16 protein-coding genes are annotated in these 16,056 nt (G+C 62.8%); 10 read left to right on the forward strand and 6 right to left on the reverse strand.

Features of this window, described 5'->3' with window-relative positions; genetic code table 11:
* Positions 1-117: 117 nt before the first annotated feature.
* The 5 genes from NKH43_RS04175 to NKH43_RS04195 all read left to right on the forward strand — a co-directional run bounded on the left by NKH43_RS04175 (position 118) and on the right by NKH43_RS04195 (position 3,752).
* Entirely contained in the window at positions 118-462 is a 345-nt protein-coding gene (locus tag NKH43_RS04175) for a DUF2147 domain-containing protein (protein WP_352856748.1), read from the forward strand.
* A 208-nt stretch (positions 463-670) separates the two neighbouring features.
* Positions 671-823 carry a hypothetical protein gene (locus NKH43_RS04180; protein ID WP_023718367.1) on the forward strand — a complete coding sequence of 51 codons (153 nt, stop codon included), beginning with the start codon at positions 671-673 and terminating at the stop codon, positions 821-823.
* Positions 824-854: 31 nt separating this feature from the next.
* Entirely contained in the window at positions 855-1,049 is a 195-nt protein-coding gene (locus NKH43_RS04185) for a hypothetical protein (RefSeq protein ID WP_352494833.1), read from the forward strand.
* A gap of 83 nt (positions 1,050-1,132) precedes the next feature.
* Positions 1,133-2,635 carry an AMP nucleosidase gene (locus NKH43_RS04190; RefSeq protein WP_352494832.1) on the forward strand — a complete coding sequence of 501 codons (1,503 nt, stop codon included), beginning with the start codon at positions 1,133-1,135 and terminating at the stop codon, positions 2,633-2,635.
* 79 nt (positions 2,636-2,714) lie between these two features.
* Positions 2,715-3,752, forward strand: coding sequence for an endonuclease/exonuclease/phosphatase family protein (locus NKH43_RS04195; RefSeq protein ID WP_352856750.1), 1,038 nt, complete (start codon positions 2,715-2,717; stop codon positions 3,750-3,752).
* A gap of 31 nt (positions 3,753-3,783) precedes the next feature.
* Here the strand turns inward: NKH43_RS04195 and NKH43_RS04200 are convergent, their stop codons facing one another.
* The 3 genes from NKH43_RS04200 to NKH43_RS04210 form a co-directional block, all read right to left on the reverse strand.
* Positions 3,784-4,380 carry a DUF922 domain-containing protein gene (locus NKH43_RS04200; RefSeq protein WP_352856751.1) on the reverse strand — a complete coding sequence of 199 codons (597 nt, stop codon included), beginning with the start codon at positions 4,378-4,380 and terminating at the stop codon, positions 3,784-3,786.
* 110 nt (positions 4,381-4,490) lie between these two features.
* Positions 4,491-6,170 carry an electron transfer flavoprotein-ubiquinone oxidoreductase gene (locus NKH43_RS04205; protein ID WP_352856753.1) on the reverse strand — a complete coding sequence of 560 codons (1,680 nt, stop codon included), beginning with the start codon at positions 6,168-6,170 and terminating at the stop codon, positions 4,491-4,493.
* Between the two features lie 106 nt (positions 6,171-6,276).
* Positions 6,277-6,459, reverse strand: coding sequence for a hypothetical protein (locus tag NKH43_RS04210; protein WP_198030476.1), 183 nt, complete (start codon positions 6,457-6,459; stop codon positions 6,277-6,279).
* On the opposite strand from NKH43_RS04210, the gene NKH43_RS04215 reads away from it, so the two are divergent.
* The 3 genes from NKH43_RS04215 to NKH43_RS04225 all read left to right on the forward strand — a co-directional run bounded on the left by NKH43_RS04215 (position 6,410) and on the right by NKH43_RS04225 (position 8,897).
* Positions 6,410-7,054: a hypothetical protein gene (locus tag NKH43_RS04215; protein WP_023718372.1), complete on the forward strand. Its 645-nt coding sequence runs from the start codon at positions 6,410-6,412 to the stop codon at positions 7,052-7,054. The genes NKH43_RS04210 and NKH43_RS04215 overlap by 50 nt on opposite strands.
* Before the next feature lie 37 nt (positions 7,055-7,091).
* Entirely contained in the window at positions 7,092-7,973 is an 882-nt protein-coding gene (locus NKH43_RS04220) for a uracil-DNA glycosylase (protein ID WP_023718373.1), read from the forward strand.
* 105 nt (positions 7,974-8,078) lie between these two features.
* Positions 8,079-8,897: a helix-turn-helix domain-containing protein gene (locus tag NKH43_RS04225; protein WP_352856754.1), complete on the forward strand. Its 819-nt coding sequence runs from the start codon at positions 8,079-8,081 to the stop codon at positions 8,895-8,897.
* On the opposite strand, the gene NKH43_RS04230 is transcribed toward NKH43_RS04225, so the two are convergent.
* Complete coding sequence (locus NKH43_RS04230) at positions 8,898-9,875, reverse strand: DMT family transporter (RefSeq protein ID WP_502899437.1); 978 nt, start codon at positions 9,873-9,875, stop codon at positions 8,898-8,900.
* On the reverse strand, positions 9,872-10,087 hold the full coding sequence (locus tag NKH43_RS04235; RefSeq protein WP_023718376.1) for a hypothetical protein: 216 nt from the start codon (positions 10,085-10,087) through the stop codon (positions 9,872-9,874). Before NKH43_RS04235 ends, NKH43_RS04230 begins: the two co-directional genes overlap by 4 nt.
* A gap of 154 nt (positions 10,088-10,241) precedes the next feature.
* On the opposite strand from NKH43_RS04235, the gene pepN reads away from it, so the two are divergent.
* Together pepN and NKH43_RS04245 are read left to right on the forward strand one after the other, a co-directional pair.
* Positions 10,242-12,887: an aminopeptidase N gene (pepN, locus tag NKH43_RS04240; RefSeq protein WP_352856755.1), complete on the forward strand. Its 2,646-nt coding sequence runs from the start codon at positions 10,242-10,244 to the stop codon at positions 12,885-12,887.
* A 181-nt stretch (positions 12,888-13,068) separates the two neighbouring features.
* Positions 13,069-15,396 (forward strand): PAS domain-containing sensor histidine kinase, encoded by a 2,328-nt coding sequence (locus NKH43_RS04245; RefSeq protein WP_352856756.1) that lies wholly within the window; start codon positions 13,069-13,071, stop codon positions 15,394-15,396.
* Between the two features lie 52 nt (positions 15,397-15,448).
* On the opposite strand, the gene NKH43_RS04250 is transcribed toward NKH43_RS04245, so the two are convergent.
* The gene (locus tag NKH43_RS04250; RefSeq protein ID WP_352856757.1) at positions 15,449-15,919 is read right to left on the reverse strand and encodes an EF-hand domain-containing protein; all 471 of its coding nucleotides are present in this window, start codon (positions 15,917-15,919) and stop codon (positions 15,449-15,451) included.
* Between the last annotated feature and the right edge of the window lie 137 nt (positions 15,920-16,056).

Genomic DNA, 16,056 nt, shown 5'->3' on the forward strand with positions numbered 1-16,056 from the left:
CAACCCTTCCCTCGCGGCACCGCTTTTGTTTTTCCGGGAGCTGGACTAGCTTACGTTTGCGTAAGGGGCAGACAGCCGGGACGGAGCCCGATTGGACTTGCCTGAGGGAGGAGAGACATGTTTCGACAAGTGAGCCTGGCCCTCGCGGCCGCAATAATGATGACCGGCGCGGCATGGGCCGATCCGATCGAAGGCAATTGGAAAACGCAAGCCGGATCGACTGCCGCCATTTCGGGTGGCGGCGGGGCATTTTCGATTACGCTCAAATCCGGCAAATTTGCCGGCAAGAACATCGGTTCACTGAGGGTGGCCGGCGACAACAAATATGCCGGCACGATAACCGACCCGGAAACCGACAAGACCTATTCGGGCAAGGCGTCGCTTTCCGGCAGTTCGCTCAAGATGAGCGGCTGCGTGCTCGGCGGGCTGATCTGCAAGAGCCAGACCTGGCATAAGCTCTGATCGAGCCATTCCTGCCGGGATGAGCGGGGCCAGTTGGCCCCGTTTTCATGTTATCGGTCTCGCGGCCACGGCATCGCCATCGGTCGCTGCTTTCAAGGCGGCCCGTCCAGAGATCATCAACCATTTTGAACCCCAGATGAACGCCGGCATCAGAGCTGGTTCAGCCGGGGCGAGGCATTGTCATGCGTGTTGAAGGAGACACCGCGCAATGCTTGCCCGCCGCTTCACCATCGTCTGCCTGCTGATGAGCCTGTTCGGCATGTTGTTCGCTGTCCTTGTCGCCGAAGCCGGCCGTCCGGCCCGCGCCTGGGATGTCGCCATTTCCTGCCGGCTCGGTTGCCCGAACCAGCTTCGCCACTGAACCCGACAGCGAGAATCTAGAAAACCACGCCATGACCCACCTCACCGCCAACGTCCTCAAGACCCTTCGGCTTCTGCCGCGGACGGCGCTCATCCTGATGCTTCTGGCGGCCCCGGTCCTGGCCGTGCCGACGATGCGCGCCGATGCCGGTTCGACCATCGAGGCGCCTGCGCTGAGGAAGTCCGGTCTCGGCTTTGTGCTGCTGGTCAGCCTGCGGCGCGGTTGAATCGCAGGAAAGAAAACGCCCAACAGCGTTCTGAGACCGCCTTACCCCCTCCCAACCGCGCGCCCAACTCTCTATATTGGGTCATGGAAAAGCGAATCTATCCCCAAGCCATTGAATCGGTCGTCACGCCGGAGCCGTTTGGCCGACAGAGCTTCAACGACGCCAAGAAGGCGGTCGCCGCCCTGCAGGTGCTTTACGACCGCAATACCAAGTTCCTGCGCGATTCATTTGCCGCGCTCGCCGCGGGCGGCGACAACAACAAACGCTACCGGGCCTTCTATCCGGAGATCGGCGTCACCACGAGTTCGTTCACCCAGATCGACTCGCGGCAGGCCTATGGCCACATGCCGACGCCGGGGCATTTCTCGACCACCGTCACCCAGCCTGCCCTTTTCGAAAGCTATCTCACCGAACAGCTTCGGCTGATCATGCGCAACCACGGCGTTCCGGTCACGGTTTCGGAATCGACCACTCCCATCCCGCTGCATTTCGCCTTTCTCGAAGGCACGCATGTCGACGGCACTGCTGCCGAGCGCATTAAACGGCCGATCCGTGACCTGTTCGACGTGCCGGATCTCGACGGCACCGACGACCAGATCGCCAACGGCACGTTCGAAGTGGCATTGGGCGAGGCACGGCCGCTGGCACCGTTCACCGCGCAACGGATCGACTATTCGCTGCATCGGATGTCGCATTACACCGCGACCAGTCCCCAGCATTTCCAGAACTTCGTGCTGTTCACCAATTACCAGTTCTATATCGACGAATTCGTCGCCCGTGCACGCGATTTGATGGCCAATGGCGGTGACGGATACGTCGAGTTCGTCGAGCCGGGCAATATTGTGACCAAAGTCGGGGACAGCGCGCCCGGTGAGGGTGCCGCGCCGCCTCGCCTGCCGCAGATGCCGGCCTATCATCTGAAGAAGCCGAACCATGGCGGCATCACCATGGTCAATATTGGCGTTGGCCCTTCCAACGCCAAGACGATCACCGACCATATCGCGGTGCTCCGGCCGCATGCCTGGGTGATGCTCGGCCATTGCGCCGGTCTGCGCAACACGCAGGCGCTGGGGGATTATGTGCTGGCGCATGCGTATGTACGGGAAGACCATGTCCTCGACGACGACCTTCCGGTCTGGGTGCCGATTCCGCCGTTGGCTGAAATCCAGGTGGCGCTGCAGGAAGCGGTCGCCGAGGTCACCGGGCTTTCCGGCTACGACCTCAAGCGCATCATGCGCACCGGCACCGTCGCCACCATCGACAACCGCAATTGGGAGCTGCGCGACCAGCGCGGGCCGGTGCAGCGGCTGTCGCAGTCGCGGGCGATCGCGCTCGATATGGAATCGGCGACGATCGCCGCCAACGGCTTTCGCTTCCGGGTGCCCTATGGCACGCTGCTTTGCGTCTCCGACAAGCCCCTGCATGGCGAATTGAAGCTGCCTGGCATGGCGACCGAATTCTACAAGCGGCAAGTGGCGCAGCATTTGACCATCGGCATCAGGGCGATGGAGAAGCTGGCCGAAATGCCGATGGAGCGGCTGCATTCGCGCAAGCTCAGGAGCTTTTCGGAAACTGCCTTCCAGTAGCTGCCGATCGCATGTGTCGGTCCACGGCAGGACGTTTCGTCATCTTGATTGAGCCGCATTTCTGCCGATAGACAAAGCGATGGCACGTGTTCGAGACATGACGGTTGCACTGGCGTTCGTCGCAATGCTTGCACTCTCGGTCGCGCTGGTGGCCGGGTTCTTCGGATCGCTGCATCCGGCCTTCGATTCTTTTGCTCATTTCCGCGTTCATTTTGCCTTCTTGATGGCGCTTTGCGCGCTGCCGCTGCTCGCCACCTCGTTTCGCCTGCAGGCCGCCGCCGGATTGCTGTTTGCGGTGGCCGCCTTTGCCACCACGTCGAATGCCTTGCCGCTTTCGCGGCTATGGCAGGTGCAGGCCGCCTACGACGCCAGGCCCGGCGGCGAGGCGGTCTACCGCCTGCTGCAGATGAACCTCAGGTTCAACAATCCAACGCCTGAGAAGGTGCTGTCGCTGATCGGCCGGACCCAGCCTGATGTGATCACCCTCGATGAGGTGTCCGAAATGTGGAAGGCAAAGCTTGGGCTGCTGTCCGGCGCTTATCCCTACCGGATCCTCTGCCCGTATCCCAATGGCGTGTTCGGCGTTGCGCTGCTGTCCAGACGACCGTTTGCCGCGGGCACAGAGCCGCACTGCGACAGCCGCGGCGCGATGGCAATCGCTACGGTCGATTTCGGCGGAACCGACGTCGATGTCGCCGCCATCCACCTCACCTGGCCATGGCCGCACAACCAATCACGGCAGATTGACGGACTGTCGAACGAAATCGTCTCGCTTGGCGAGACGTCGATCCTGGCGGGCGACTGCAACGCAGCGCCATGGAGCGCCGCTGTCCGGCGCGTCGCATCGCTTGGCAAGCTGACTGTAATGCCATCGGTCGGGCCGACCTGGCTCTACAGAAAGCTGCCGGATTTCCTGCGCTTCGCCGGACTGCCGATCGACCAGGTTTTCAGCAAGGGCGCTATCGCCATCCGTTCGGCGTCGACCCTTGAGGACACCGGCTCAGATCATCTGCCGGTGCTGGTGGAATTTTCGCTACGCTCGGATGAACAAAAGCCGCTCGACGAGCACCAGACGGCGACCGCGCTTGCGGCGCTGCCTGGCGGGGCCCGAAGCTGAAAATCCGCAGTCCAATCTCTACCCTGGCTTATTATTGGCCCACAAAAGCGCGGATGAGGTGCTCGACGGGGCCGCCGTCGCGATGCTCGCGCGCATCGAAGGCCTTCTGCTTTGCTTCATATTCGGCATAGATGGCATTGATCCGGCGCTTTGCCTCGCGACGTGCCTCGAAACAGTGCGGGTCATCATCGACTGTCAGCCCTCGAACCGACTTTTCGGTGGCCCGCATCATCTGTCTGGCGATGCGGCCATGGGTCTCTTCATGGGCGCGGACGCCAGCGAAGAACCGCTTCCACCGCTTCTGCAGTGCCGGCGACGTGGCTGAGGCCAGTTTGGGATAGGTATAGAAGAGATTGAGCGTCCCGTTGGCCTGGCGCAGGCGGCAGACGCCGTTTTCCGTATAGGCGTCGAAGGTCCAATCATCGACGCTGTAGCCGGTCTGCGCGATGGCGTGGGTCATGAAGCCGTGCTTCGGCCCACTGCGATCCATGGCCTCGATCAGGGCCGCGCCGGTGGTTCCGGCAATGTTATAAGTTCGTGTCTTGACCAATACTTTAGTGTCGGCCAAGGCTAAAGGGGTGCACAACGCCCCGATCGCCACAGCGCTCGTCAGAACTGCCAGACGCATTTTCCTTCCTCCCTGTCGTCACAGAAAGGAAACACAGGCAGGCGGTCTATTCAACAATCCTACGGTTGCGCTGCTCCTCATCTTGTTTGGTCCGGAGCAAACCTTGTGACTTACATGTTCTGGTAGACCGGGCCCTCGCCGCCCTGTGGCGGCACCCAATTTATGTTCTGGTTCGGGTCCTTGATATCGCAAGTCTTGCAGTGCACACAGTTCTGCGCGTTGATGACGAAGCGCACATCCTTGGCCGCAGGATCGGCGGCGGCATTGCCGTCCTTGTCGACCCATTCGTAGACGCTGGCCGGGCAGTAACGCGTCGAGGGCCCGGCATAGACGTCATGTTCGGAGCGCTTCTGCAGGTCCATGTCGGCGACGAGCAGATGCACCGGCTCGTTTTCCTCGTGGTTGGTGTTGGACAGGAACACCGACGACAGCCGGTCGAAGGTCAGCACCCCGTCCGGCTTCGGATAGGCGATCTTCTGGTGCGCGGCGGCCGGTTCCAGCGTCGCGTAGTCGGCCTTGCCGTGCTTCATCGTGCCGAAGGGCAAGAAGCCGAACAGCGTGTTCAGCCACATGTCGAGCCCGCCAAGACCGACGCCGACAATGGTGCCGAAGCGCGACCATAGCGGCTTGACGTTGCGCACTTTCTTCAGATCCTTGCCGATGTCGGTGGCGCGCCAGGCGGCCTCGTAGGAGGCCAGCTCGTCATTGGCCCGGCCGGCGGCTATCGCATCGCAGACATGCTCGGCCGCCAGCACTCCTGAAAGCACGGCGTTGTGCGAGCCCTTGATGCGCGGCACGTTGACGAAGCCGGCCGCGCAGCCGATCAGCGCACCACCGGGGAAGGACAGTTTCGGCACCGACTGCCAGCCGCCTTCGGTGATGGCGCGGGCACCATAGCCCAGCCGCTTGGCACCCTCGAAGGTGCCGCGGATCGCCGGATGGGTCTTGAAGCGCTGGAACTCGTCAAAGGGCGACAGATAGGGGTTCTTGTAGTTCAGGTGAACGACGAAGCCGACTGCCACCTGGTTGTCCTCGAGATGGTAGAGAAAGGAGCCGCCGCCGGTCTTCATGTCGAGCGGCCAGCCGAAGGAATGCTGGACAAGGCCCGGCCGGTGGTTTTCCGGTTTGACCTGCCAGAGTTCCTTGAGGCCGATGCCGTATTTTCCGGGCTCGCGGCCATTGGAAAGATGGTATTTGGCGATCAGCTGCTTGGCTAGCGAGCCGCGCGCGCCCTCGCCGATCAAGACATATTTGCCCATCAGCGCCATGCCCGGCGCAAAGCCCGGGCCGTGCGTGCCGTCCTTCTCGACGCCCATGTCGCCGGTGACGACGCCGGTGACCGCACCGGCCTCGTTGTAGAGCAGGCCGACCGCGGCAAAGCCCGGATAGATCTCGACGCCCAGCGCCTCGGCCTTTGTCGCCAGCCAGCGGCAGACATTGCCGAGCGAGACGACATAGTTGCCGTGATTGTTCATCAGCGGCGGCATCAGGATATTGGGCAGACGGAACGAACCGGCGGGGCCGAGAACCAAGAAATGGTCGTCGGTGACCGGTGTCCTGAAGGGATGACCCTCCTCTTCGCGCCAACCCGGCAACAGCCGGTCGATGCCGATCGGATCGACGACGGCGCCGGACAGGATGTGCGCGCCGACTTCGCCGCCCTTTTCCAGCACGACGACGGAAAGCTCGGGATTGACCTGCTTGAGACGGATCGCGGCGGCGAGGCCGGCCGGGCCGGCGCCGACGATGACCACGTCGAATTCCATGCTTTCGCGTTCGATATCGCTCATCGACCCCTCACTGGCTCGCTATTCCCGGCATCTTGCTGGCTCACGCGCTGCATAGCGCATCAAATAGCGACGGGAAACCGGCGCGGACGCGACAATACCGATTTCGTCAAAAAGTCGCGTCCTGCCGCACAGATTCGCGGTGGCGAGCACCAATCTTCAATCCTATTCCGTTTGTAGAGATATGTCGCACTGATGTTTTTAATTGTTCGACGGCTTGCTTATCGGCCATACTTCCCGCCATGCGCATATTCGGGCCGGCTGGCTTTTCATCGACGCGCTTTTTTTTCACGCCCGGCCGGATTTGCCGTGCGGCGTTCTTGGCGCTTCTGCCGCTGGCGGCCGTCGATGCCCGCGCCGACCCACGACTGGTCTGGGCGACCGGCGCCTACTCCTTTTCCGACGAGCGCGGCGGCTTCCGCATCACCGGGGCTTCGGGCGTCGGCACGAAGGAGGATCCGCTCGTCATCACCGAAGAGCTGAATTCAGCGACGCCGGTAACGCTGGCCATTCGCACGACGAAGCCGATCCAGCCGTTCGGCAAGGCTGGAGACTTCGCCAATGGGCTGATGTACATGCGCATCGACGTGCTCAACAATAGCGGCCAGGCCTGGGTCGAGTTCCAGTTCGAACTCCAGGAGATCCTCGACCAGCCGAGCGTGTTCGGCGACGGCCTGTCGTTCGACCAGCGCAACAAAACGCCCGAAAATATCTGGTCGAGCAGCTACGCCGATTTCGACCGCAATTTCGAACCGTATGACCGCCTGCTGTTCAAGAACGGCAAGATCGACCCGCTGAAGACCGCCAGCTTCTATTTCCTGATCACCGACTACACGCCGCGCTGGACGTTCTATCTGGTGCAGGATCCGCGCATACCGTCGAGCTGAACTTGCAAATTCAAGCTCCGCGGCCGAATGTGAAACCATGACTGCCGCCCCCCACAATAACCGAGCCGATCTCGCCGAGCTGCTGGCCTTCTACGCCAGCGCTGGCGTCGATGAGGCACTTGAAGAACAGCCGGTAAACAGGTTTGCAGAAGCCAGGCCGCCGGAGCGGGTACCCGCGGCGGCCGCTCTGCCGGCCGGTGAAAATGCGGCGCCGCAACGCTCGACGAGCGTGTCGCGTGCCGAAATGGGCGAGAGACCGAATACGGCACCGGTAGTGCGAACGCCTCCGGCCACCGCAACGGTGCCCGACGAGGCGCAGGCGGCGTTGGCGCGCCAACTGGCGAGGTCGGCGGCAAACCTCGACGAGCTTCGCCAGCACATGGCGGCATTCGACGGCTGCAATCTCAAATTCACGGCCAAGAACCTGGTGTTCGCCGACGGCAATCCGACTGCCGAGGTGATGCTGGTCGGCGAAGCGCCGGGCCGCGACGAGGACATAGAGGGCCTGCCGTTCGTCGGCCGCTCTGGCCGGCTGCTCGACCACATCCTGGCCGCGATCGGTCTTGATCGAAATTCAGTCTACATCGCCAATGTCATTCCCTGGCGGCCACCGGGCAATCGCACGCCGACGCCGCACGAGACCGAGATATGCCGGCCGTTCATCGAACGGCAGATCGAGTTGGTTGCTCCGAAAGTGCTGGTCAATCTCGGCGGCCCGTCGGCAAAGACCCTGCTCAACACCTCCGAAGGCATATTGCGGCTGCGCGGCAACTGGCGCGTCCACACGACCCCATCCGGCGTCGCAATTCCCGCCATGCCGACCCTGCATCCGGCCTATCTCCTGAGGACGCCGGCGCACAAGAAGCTGGCGTGGCGGGATTTCCTCGAAGTGAAGGCGAAGTTGCGGGCGCTGAGTTGAGGTTCGCGCGCCTCTTCCTTCTCTCTGTGGTGGAGAAGGGAAAGACAGTGCCGATGACTTCCCAGGTAATTGAAATCCCTCTCCCACCGGCCTAGTCATCTCGTCATGACAGCAGTCCAGATTTCAGCCGGCAGTCTCATTCGCGAATGGCGTACACGCCGGCGCATGAGCCAGCTCGACCTCGCCATGGAGGCCGAGATCTCGCAGCGGCATCTGAGCTTCGTCGAAAGCGGCCGCGCCGCACCCTCGCGCGATATGGTGCTGCATCTGGCCGAGCAGCTTTCGATCCCGCTCAGGCAGCGCAACCAGCTGCTGCTGGCCGCCGGCTTTGCCCCGAGCTTCAGTGAGCGGCCGCTTGACGATGCCTCGATGGCGCCGGCGATGGCGGCGGTCGAGACCGTGCTCAAGGCGCACGAGCCGTTCCCGGCGCTTGCCGTCGACCGGCACTGGAACCTGGTGTCGGCGAACGCCGCCATAGGCCCGTTCCTCGCCAATGTCGCCGATGCCTCATTGCTGACGCCGCCGGTCAACGTGCTGCGCCTCAGCCTGCATCCCGGCGGCATCGCGCCGCGCATCGTCAACCTTGCGGAATGGCGGACGCATCTTCTGGAGCGGCTGAAGCAGCAGAACGATGCTACCGCCGATCCGGTGCTGGTCGAGCTCGAGCGCGAGCTTCGGGCCTATCCGTCCGGCCTCAAAGGCAGCCGGCCGGCGCCGGTCGAACCGAATGCGATTGTCCATCCGCTCAAGCTTGCCCATGGCGACGCGATGCTGTCGTTCATCAGCACCATCACCGTATTCGGCACGCCGCTCGACGTGACGTTGTCGGAGCTGGCGATCGAATCCTTTTTCCCGGCCGACGAGCAGACGCGGGCGGTGCTGGTGCGGCTGGCGAAAGGGCGGGCCGACGCGGCGAAAGACTGATCACCCCTGTGGCGCGATCGCCTTGCGCGTGCGGGTGCGTTCGAGGCCGAGCTGGCGCTCACGCCAGATGATGAAAATGCCCGCTGCGACGACGATAATGCCGCCGACCAGCATGTTGATCGTGGCGACGTCGCCAAAGACCAGATAGCCGACCACGACGCCGAGGATCATCGAGGTGTATTCGAACGGTGCAACGACCGAAGCTTCGGCATGGCGATAGGCCGAGGTCATCAGGATCTGGCCGAGCCCGCCGCAAAAACCCGCGGCAATCAGAAGCCCCGCCTGCACTGGCGTCAGCGCCTGCCAGCCGAATGGCAGCGAAAGCAGCGCCATGACGCTCGCCGTCACAGAGAACCACAGCACGATGGTCGCCGTCCGCTCGCTCTGGACGAGGTTGCGCACCAGGAGCATGGCGATGGCCGAGATCGCCGCGGCCATGAGGGCGGCGATGACGCCGAGCACCTCCTGGTCGCCAAGGGCAGCGCCCGAGCCCAGCAGCGTCAGTTCCGGCCACGAGATGATCAGCACCCCGACCAGGCCGACGGCAACCGCGCTCCAGCGATAGATGCGGATGGCTTCGCCGAGGAAGATCGAACTGAACACCACGACCAGCAGCGGCTGCGCGTAGTTCAGCGTAATCGCCTCGGGCAGCGGCAGCCGCGTCAGCGCGAAGAAGCCGAGCCCCATGGCGCAAACCCCGACAACACCGCGCGCAATGTGGTTGAGCGGGCGCTTTGTCGAAAAGGCGGTGCCGAGTTTCCCCTGGAAGGCGAGGAAGGCGATGATCGGAAAGATGGCAAAGAAGGAGCGGAAAAAGACGATCTGGCCCGCCGGCACCGTGCCTGCCGCCTTGATGCAGGACGACATGCCGACGAAGACCGCCACCGATACGATCTTGAGCACGATCCCGGTTAACGTGCTGTGTTCGCCGGCGTGGTCGCCGGCAGCAAGCACTGGCAAGTCCCGTTCGGCTGTCACGCCCCTTTTGCTTCCTGGATCGCCGCCAAGATGCGCGCCGGCGTTGCGGGCATGTCGATATGTCTGATGCCGTAGGCGCTATAGAGAGCGTCGGTCACCTCATTGAGCGCGGCACGCGTCGACCCGATCGTACTCGCCTCCCCGGCGCCCTTGAAGGCCTCGCGACGCAGCACCGAGGCGCCCATCCCGAATTTCGGCGTGACGACGGTCATGGAAGCCTCGCGATGATGCTTGGGAAATGATCGCCTGAAATAGACGTCGCTGCAGTTTTGTCGAGGGAGTGTTTCGTGTAAAGAGCGCAGACTTCAATTTATTTGGACCAGCGGACCCGCCCGCCACTCCCGGATCGACAGGAAAAATCAAGGAATGCGCACCGATACCGGCCAGGTCTTCAAGCTAGAAGACTATCGCCCCAGCGATTATCTCATTCCGGAAACCAGCCTGACTTTCCGCCTTTCACCTGAAGCAACGCATGTCACCGCCGTGCTGGCGGTCGAACGCCGCGACGGGATTGCGGCATCAGTGCCGCTGGTGCTCGATGGCGACGGGCTGACGCTCAGCAGCATCGCCATCGACGGCCAGGAAACGAGCCCTGCGGATTTTCTCGCCACGCCCGATCAACTGACAATCGTCAGCCCCCCTGCGGCAAGGCGCTTCCAACTGAGAATCGAAACCGTGCTGGCGCCGGCGCGGAACGAAGCGCTTATGGGCCTCTATCGCTCCAGCGACGTGTATTGCACGCAGTGCGAGGCCGAAGGCTTTCGCCGCATCACTTATTTCCTCGACCGCCCCGACATCCTGTCGGTCTATACGGTGCGCATCGAAGCTCAGCGCCGTGAGGCGCCGCTGCTTTTGTCCAACGGCAACCCGGCCGGCAGCGGCGAACTTGCCGGCGGCTGGCACTATGCGGTCTGGCACGACCCGTTCCCCAAGCCGTCCTATTTGTTTGCGCTGGTGGCGGGCGACCTCGGCAGGATCTCGGACAGTTTCGTTACCCTGTCTGGCCGCAACGTCGAGCTCGGAATCTATGTCGAACCGGGCAAGGAGAGGCTCGCCGGCTACGCCATGGATGCCTTGAAACGCTCGATGAAATGGGACGAGGAGGCGTTCGGCCGCGAATACGACCTCGATGTCTTCAACATCGTCGCCGTGTCCGACTTCAATATGGGCGCGATGGAGAACAAGGGTCTCAACATCTTCAACGACAAGTACGTGCTGGCCGACCAGGAAACCGCGACGGACGCCGATTTCGCCAATATCGAAGCCATCATCGCGCATGAGTATTTCCACAATTGGACAGGTAACAGAATCACTTGCCGCGACTGGTTCCAGCTTTGCCTGAAGGAAGGCCTGACCGTTTTCCGCGACCACGAATTCTCCGCCGATCAGCGCTCGCGCGCCGTCAAGCGCATCGCCGAGGTGCGTACGCTGCGCGCCCATCAGTTTCCCGAGGACCAGGGGCCGCTGGCGCATCCCGTGCGGCCGCGCCGCTACCGCGAGATCAACAATTTCTACACGGCGACGGTCTACGAAAAGGGCTCGGAAGTCGTGCGCATGATCCATACCATCCTCGGCGCCGAGACGTTCCGCGCCGGCATGGACCTGTACTTCGAACGTCACGACGGCCAGGCGGCGACGATCGAAGACTTCATCAAGGTGTTCGAAGACGTCTCCGGTCGCGACCTGTCGCAGTTTTCGCTGTGGTACCATCAGGCCGGTACGCCGAACCTGACCGCCAGCTCGGCGTATAATCCGGCGGCGCGAGAATTCACGCTCGAAATCGAGCAGTCGGTGCCGCCAACACCGGCGGAAAGCCGCAAGCGGCTGATGCACATTCCGCTTGCCTTCGGCCTGGTTGGCGCCGGTGGCGAGGCGATAGCGCATAGCGGCGTCGAAGGGGCGAACGTCGAGGACGGTGTCATCCATATCCGCAAACGTCGCCATGTCCTCAGGTTTTCCGGGATTGCCGAGCGTCCGGCCATGTCGCTCAACCGTGGCTTTTCGGCGCCGGTGACGCTTTCGGTCGAGCAACGGCCCGACGACCAGTTTTTTCTGGCTGGCCATGACAGCGACGCCTTCTCGCGCTGGCAGGCGTTCAACACGCTTTTGACCGATGCCCTGATTGCAGCCTTCCGTCAGATCCTGGACCACAGGCAACCCGAGTTCAGCGCCCGGCTGACCGAGCTTGCGGGCAAGATAGCCGGCGACGAAGCACTCGAACCCGCCTATCGGGCATTGGCGCTGGCGCTGCCCGGCGAGGCCGATATCGCCCGCGACATCGGCAAGAACATCGACCCCGACGCCATTTTCGCGGCGCGCGAGGCGCTAGTGGTTGCGATCGCCGAGACCAACAGCGAGATATTCTCCAAACTTTACGATCGGCTCGCCGACAATGGTCCGTTCAGCCCGGATGCGACCAGTGCCGGGCGGCGTGCACTGCGCAATGTCCTGCTGGATTATCTCTGCTTGCTGCCGGGAGGCGCGGAACTCGCTGCCCGGCACTTCCAGTCGGCGACCAACATGACCGACCGGGCCGCGGCGTTGACCGTGCTTGCGCACCGTCACCACGGCTCACCGGAGGCGACCAAGGCGCTGGCCGATTTCGAGGCGAGATATGCAACCGATGCGCTGGTCATGGACAAATGGTTCCAGATCCAGGCCAGTGTGCCCGGCCCGCAAACCGTCGATGCGGTGCGCGCTTTGACCGGCCACCCGACGTTCTCGATGGCCAACCCGAACCGGGTGCGCTCACTCATCGGTACGTTTTCCAGCGCCAACCAGACCGGCTTCCATAGCGCCGACGGCGAGGGCTACCGGCTTTTCGTCGAAACGGTGCTGCAGGTGGAAAAGCGCAACCCGCAGGTGGCCGCCAGGCTGGCGACGGCGCTCAGGTCTTGGCGGTCGCTCGAACCGGTGCGGCAGGCCAAGGCAAGGGAGGCGCTGCTTTCGATCGCCAATGCAGAAAAGCTGTCGGCCGATTTGCGAGACATCGTCGAGCGCACGCTGGCCTGACAACGCGCCGGCTCACCACCACAATGGCGTCTCGCCCGAAAACCGCATTATTTTAGTCGATTTTTAATCTTTTTTCGCCGCGCCTCTGGACAAGGCGAATCACCTTTGATTCTTTACAGACGATTCGGAAGTGCGGCGTTGCCGGATCGTCAAGCAGATTGAAAATCGGGGAGTGCCATTTATGGCGAAGGCGGACGCGTGGGGCGCGCCCGGTGGGACGGCTTTTGAGCGACGCGAGGCGCGAAGCGACGGTCTCGCCGGCAATACGCGGCTCATCGCCGAACCTGCCTACCGACGGCTGCTGGCAGCCGAGCCGCTGTTGCGGCGATCGATACCGGCCCTCATCATCATCTTTCTGTTGATCATTGCAGTATTGCGCTTTCTGTCGCTGATGAACGAGCGCGACGAGATCGAGCGCGACGCTAAGGCGATCCTTGCGCTGGCCGCGGGCCAACTGGCCAGTTCGATCGCTGCCGACGCGACCTTGGTTTCGACGCCCGGCGCGATCCAGGACCTGCTGGGGGGAACCGGCCGTCAGGGCGCGATGGGCCGAAGCCACGTACTGGCGATCACCGACAGCGCCTTCAAGATCATTGCCGTATCGCCGCAGTCGACGCACTGGGAGGGGCGATCGCTCGATGGCGTCGTGCAGGGCGGGCAGCCGCTGTTCATGTTCGGCGACCGCGCCGGGGTGATGGAGGTCAGCATCGGCGGACAGGACTGGTACGCGGCGGTGAGCCTGGCGAATGGCCGAAGGGGTGCCGCGGCAGCCTTTGTGCCGCAGGAGGCAGTTTTTGACACCTGGCGCAAGACGGTCTCGCTCAACGTCACGCTGTTTGTGCTGACGGCCGGCGTGCTGATCATCATCCTCTACGCCTATTTCGGCCAGGCGGCGCGCGCCCAGGCCGCCGACCGCATCTATCTCGAAGCCCACCAGCGCATCGACATGGCGCTGGTGCGCGGCCGCTGCGGCCTGTGGGACTGGGACATGGTGCGCGGCAAGATGTACTGGTCGCGCTCGATGTACGACATGCTGGGCTACGAGCCTTGCGACACGATGCTGTCGTTCGGCGAAGTCGACGAAATCATCCATCCCGAGGACGGCGATTTGTTTGAACTCGCCAACAGGATCGTCGGGCGCGAGATCGACCACATCGACCAGGTGTTCCGGATGCGTCATGCCGACGGGCAATGGGTCTGGATGCGGGCAAGAGCACAGGTTATCGACCCGGAAGCGCCGGAGATCCAGCTGATCGGCATCGCCGTCGACGTCACCGAGCAGCGGCACCTGGCGCTGCGCTCCGAAGCCGCGGACCTGCGCCTGAGGACAGCCATCGAAAACATCAACGAATCCTTCGTGCTGTGGGATTCGTCCGAGCGCCTGATCATGTGCAATTCCAAATACCAGCAGGATAACGGCCTGTCGGATCGCGACGTGATGCCGGGCGCCCCGCGCGCCGTGCTGGATGAACGCATGTTGGCGTTCGCCTCGGAGCGGCGGCTTGCCAATACCAACGGACCGCAGGGGGGCGTGACCTTCGAGCGCCAGCTTGCCGACGGCCGCTGGCTTCAGGTGAACGAATTGCGGACAAGGGACGGCGGCACCGTCTCGGTCGGCTCCGACATCACCCAGATCAAGCTGCACCAGGAGAAGCTGGTCGACAGCGAGCGCCGTTTGATGGCAACGATCCACGACCTCAGCCTTGCCCGTCGGGCGGAAGAAGAACGGGCCCGCGAACTCGTCGAGCTCAATCGCAAATACATGAAGGAAACCGAGCGGGCGGAAGCGGCGAACCGGGCCAAATCTGAATTCCTGGCCAATATGTCGCACGAGTTGCGCACGCCGCTCAACGCGATCATCGGCTTTTCGGAACTGATGGAACGGGGCCTGTTCGGGCCGCTGGGTTCGCCGCGCTACGAAGAGTATGCCACCGACATCAACGGCAGCGGCAAATATCTTCTCGGCGTCATCAACGATATCCTCGACATGTCGAAGATCGAGGCCGGCCAGTTCGCGCTGGATCAGGAACAAATCGATCTCTGCCCGCTGATCAGGGAAACGGTTCGCGTCGTTTCGCTGCAGGCGGCGGAAAAATCGATCACCGTCGAAACCCGCATCGCCGATTCGCTGACGCTGTTCGCCGACCGCAGGGCGATCAAGCAGATCCTCATCAATTTGTTATCGAATGCCGTGAAGTTCACCGGGCAAGGCGGCCACATCTCGGTCAGGGCCCGCAGCATTTCCAGCGCGCTGATCCTGACGATCGAGGACAATGGCTGCGGCATCCCGAAGGCGGCGCTGAGCAAGCTCGGGCGGCCGTTCGAACAGGTGCAAAACCAGTTCTCCAAGAGCCATGCCGGCTCCGGCCTCGGCCTCGCCATCTCGCGCTCGCTGGCCGAGCTTCAGGGTGGCGCGTTGAAGATCCGCTCGACCGAAAGCGTCGGCACGATCGTCTCGGTACGCATCCCGATCAAGAAAGCCACGCAGGCGGTCAAGGCCGCTGCCTGAAACGACAAAATAAGTCTCCGGCGGCTCGCGCCGCCGGAGAGGTTATTAATTCTCACTGCATGCCGTCATTGCCGTCGCCGCCCCATTGGTGGTGACGGCCGGGACCCTTCGGCAGTTCGTTCTTCTCGATCTTGCCGTCATTGTCGCGGTCGAGCATGGCGAACACCTTCTTCTGGCGGCTGGTGATGTCGTCGGCGGTCAGCGTGCCGTCGCCCTTGGTGTCGTAGCGGGCGATGATGCGCCTGGCCATCTGCTCGAAGCGTGCCTTCTCCAGCGCGTCGGCGAGCTGTGCCACGGTCAGCTTGCCGCCATTGTCGGCGACCATCTTCTTCAGCCGCGCGTTCATGGCGTCGGAGAACTGGTCGAAGGTGATGGTGCCTTCATTGTCCTTCATGACCTTACCGAGGCGCATCATCATGCCCTCGCGCGGCCCGGCGCCGGAGTGCTCGTCTGCATAGGCAGCGGTGCCGACGGCGCCGGCCAGGGCTGCGAAAACGAGTGCAAGTCTGGTCGTCTTTCTCATGGTCTTCTCCTGTTGCATCGTCACCCCCGATGCTAGAGCGGCAGATCTTCAATCCCCGCTCTATCTCCTTGTTTGAGCATCGGAAGCTCCCAAAGCAGGTCGCCACTTTTGGCTCCGATGCTCTCGCCCGTTCGGCC

The organism is Mesorhizobium sp. M1163 (assembly GCF_040318415.1).
Classification (GTDB): domain Bacteria; phylum Pseudomonadota; class Alphaproteobacteria; order Rhizobiales; family Rhizobiaceae; genus Mesorhizobium.

What these genes read in the sequence shown, in the direction of transcription:
- NKH43_RS04180 (WP_023718367.1), top strand. Translation starts at nt 671, where the DNA reads ATGCTTGCCCGCCGCTTCACCATCGTCTGCCTGCTGATGAGCCTGTTC.
- NKH43_RS04175 (WP_352856748.1), top strand. Translation starts at nt 118, where the DNA reads ATGTTTCGACAAGTGAGCCTGGCCCTCGCGGCCGCAATAATGATGACC.
- NKH43_RS04250 (WP_352856757.1), bottom strand. Translation starts at nt 15,919, where the DNA reads ATGAGAAAGACGACCAGACTTGCACTCGTTTTCGCAGCCCTGGCCGGC.
- NKH43_RS04200 (WP_352856751.1), bottom strand. Translation starts at nt 4,380, where the DNA reads ATGCGTCTGGCAGTTCTGACGAGCGCTGTGGCGATCGGGGCGTTGTGC.
- NKH43_RS04220 (WP_023718373.1), top strand. Translation starts at nt 7,092, where the DNA reads ATGACTGCCGCCCCCCACAATAACCGAGCCGATCTCGCCGAGCTGCTG.
- NKH43_RS04205 (WP_352856753.1), bottom strand. Translation starts at nt 6,170, where the DNA reads ATGAGCGATATCGAACGCGAAAGCATGGAATTCGACGTGGTCATCGTC.
- NKH43_RS04235 (WP_023718376.1), bottom strand. Translation starts at nt 10,087, where the DNA reads ATGACCGTCGTCACGCCGAAATTCGGGATGGGCGCCTCGGTGCTGCGT.
- NKH43_RS04195 (WP_352856750.1), top strand. Translation starts at nt 2,715, where the DNA reads ATGGCACGTGTTCGAGACATGACGGTTGCACTGGCGTTCGTCGCAATG.
- pepN (WP_352856755.1), top strand. Translation starts at nt 10,242, where the DNA reads ATGCGCACCGATACCGGCCAGGTCTTCAAGCTAGAAGACTATCGCCCC.
- NKH43_RS04190 (WP_352494832.1), top strand. Translation starts at nt 1,133, where the DNA reads ATGGAAAAGCGAATCTATCCCCAAGCCATTGAATCGGTCGTCACGCCG.
- NKH43_RS04245 (WP_352856756.1), top strand. Translation starts at nt 13,069, where the DNA reads ATGGCGAAGGCGGACGCGTGGGGCGCGCCCGGTGGGACGGCTTTTGAG.
- NKH43_RS04225 (WP_352856754.1), top strand. Translation starts at nt 8,079, where the DNA reads ATGACAGCAGTCCAGATTTCAGCCGGCAGTCTCATTCGCGAATGGCGT.
- NKH43_RS04215 (WP_023718372.1), top strand. Translation starts at nt 6,410, where the DNA reads ATGCGCATATTCGGGCCGGCTGGCTTTTCATCGACGCGCTTTTTTTTC.
- NKH43_RS04185 (WP_352494833.1), top strand. Translation starts at nt 855, where the DNA reads ATGACCCACCTCACCGCCAACGTCCTCAAGACCCTTCGGCTTCTGCCG.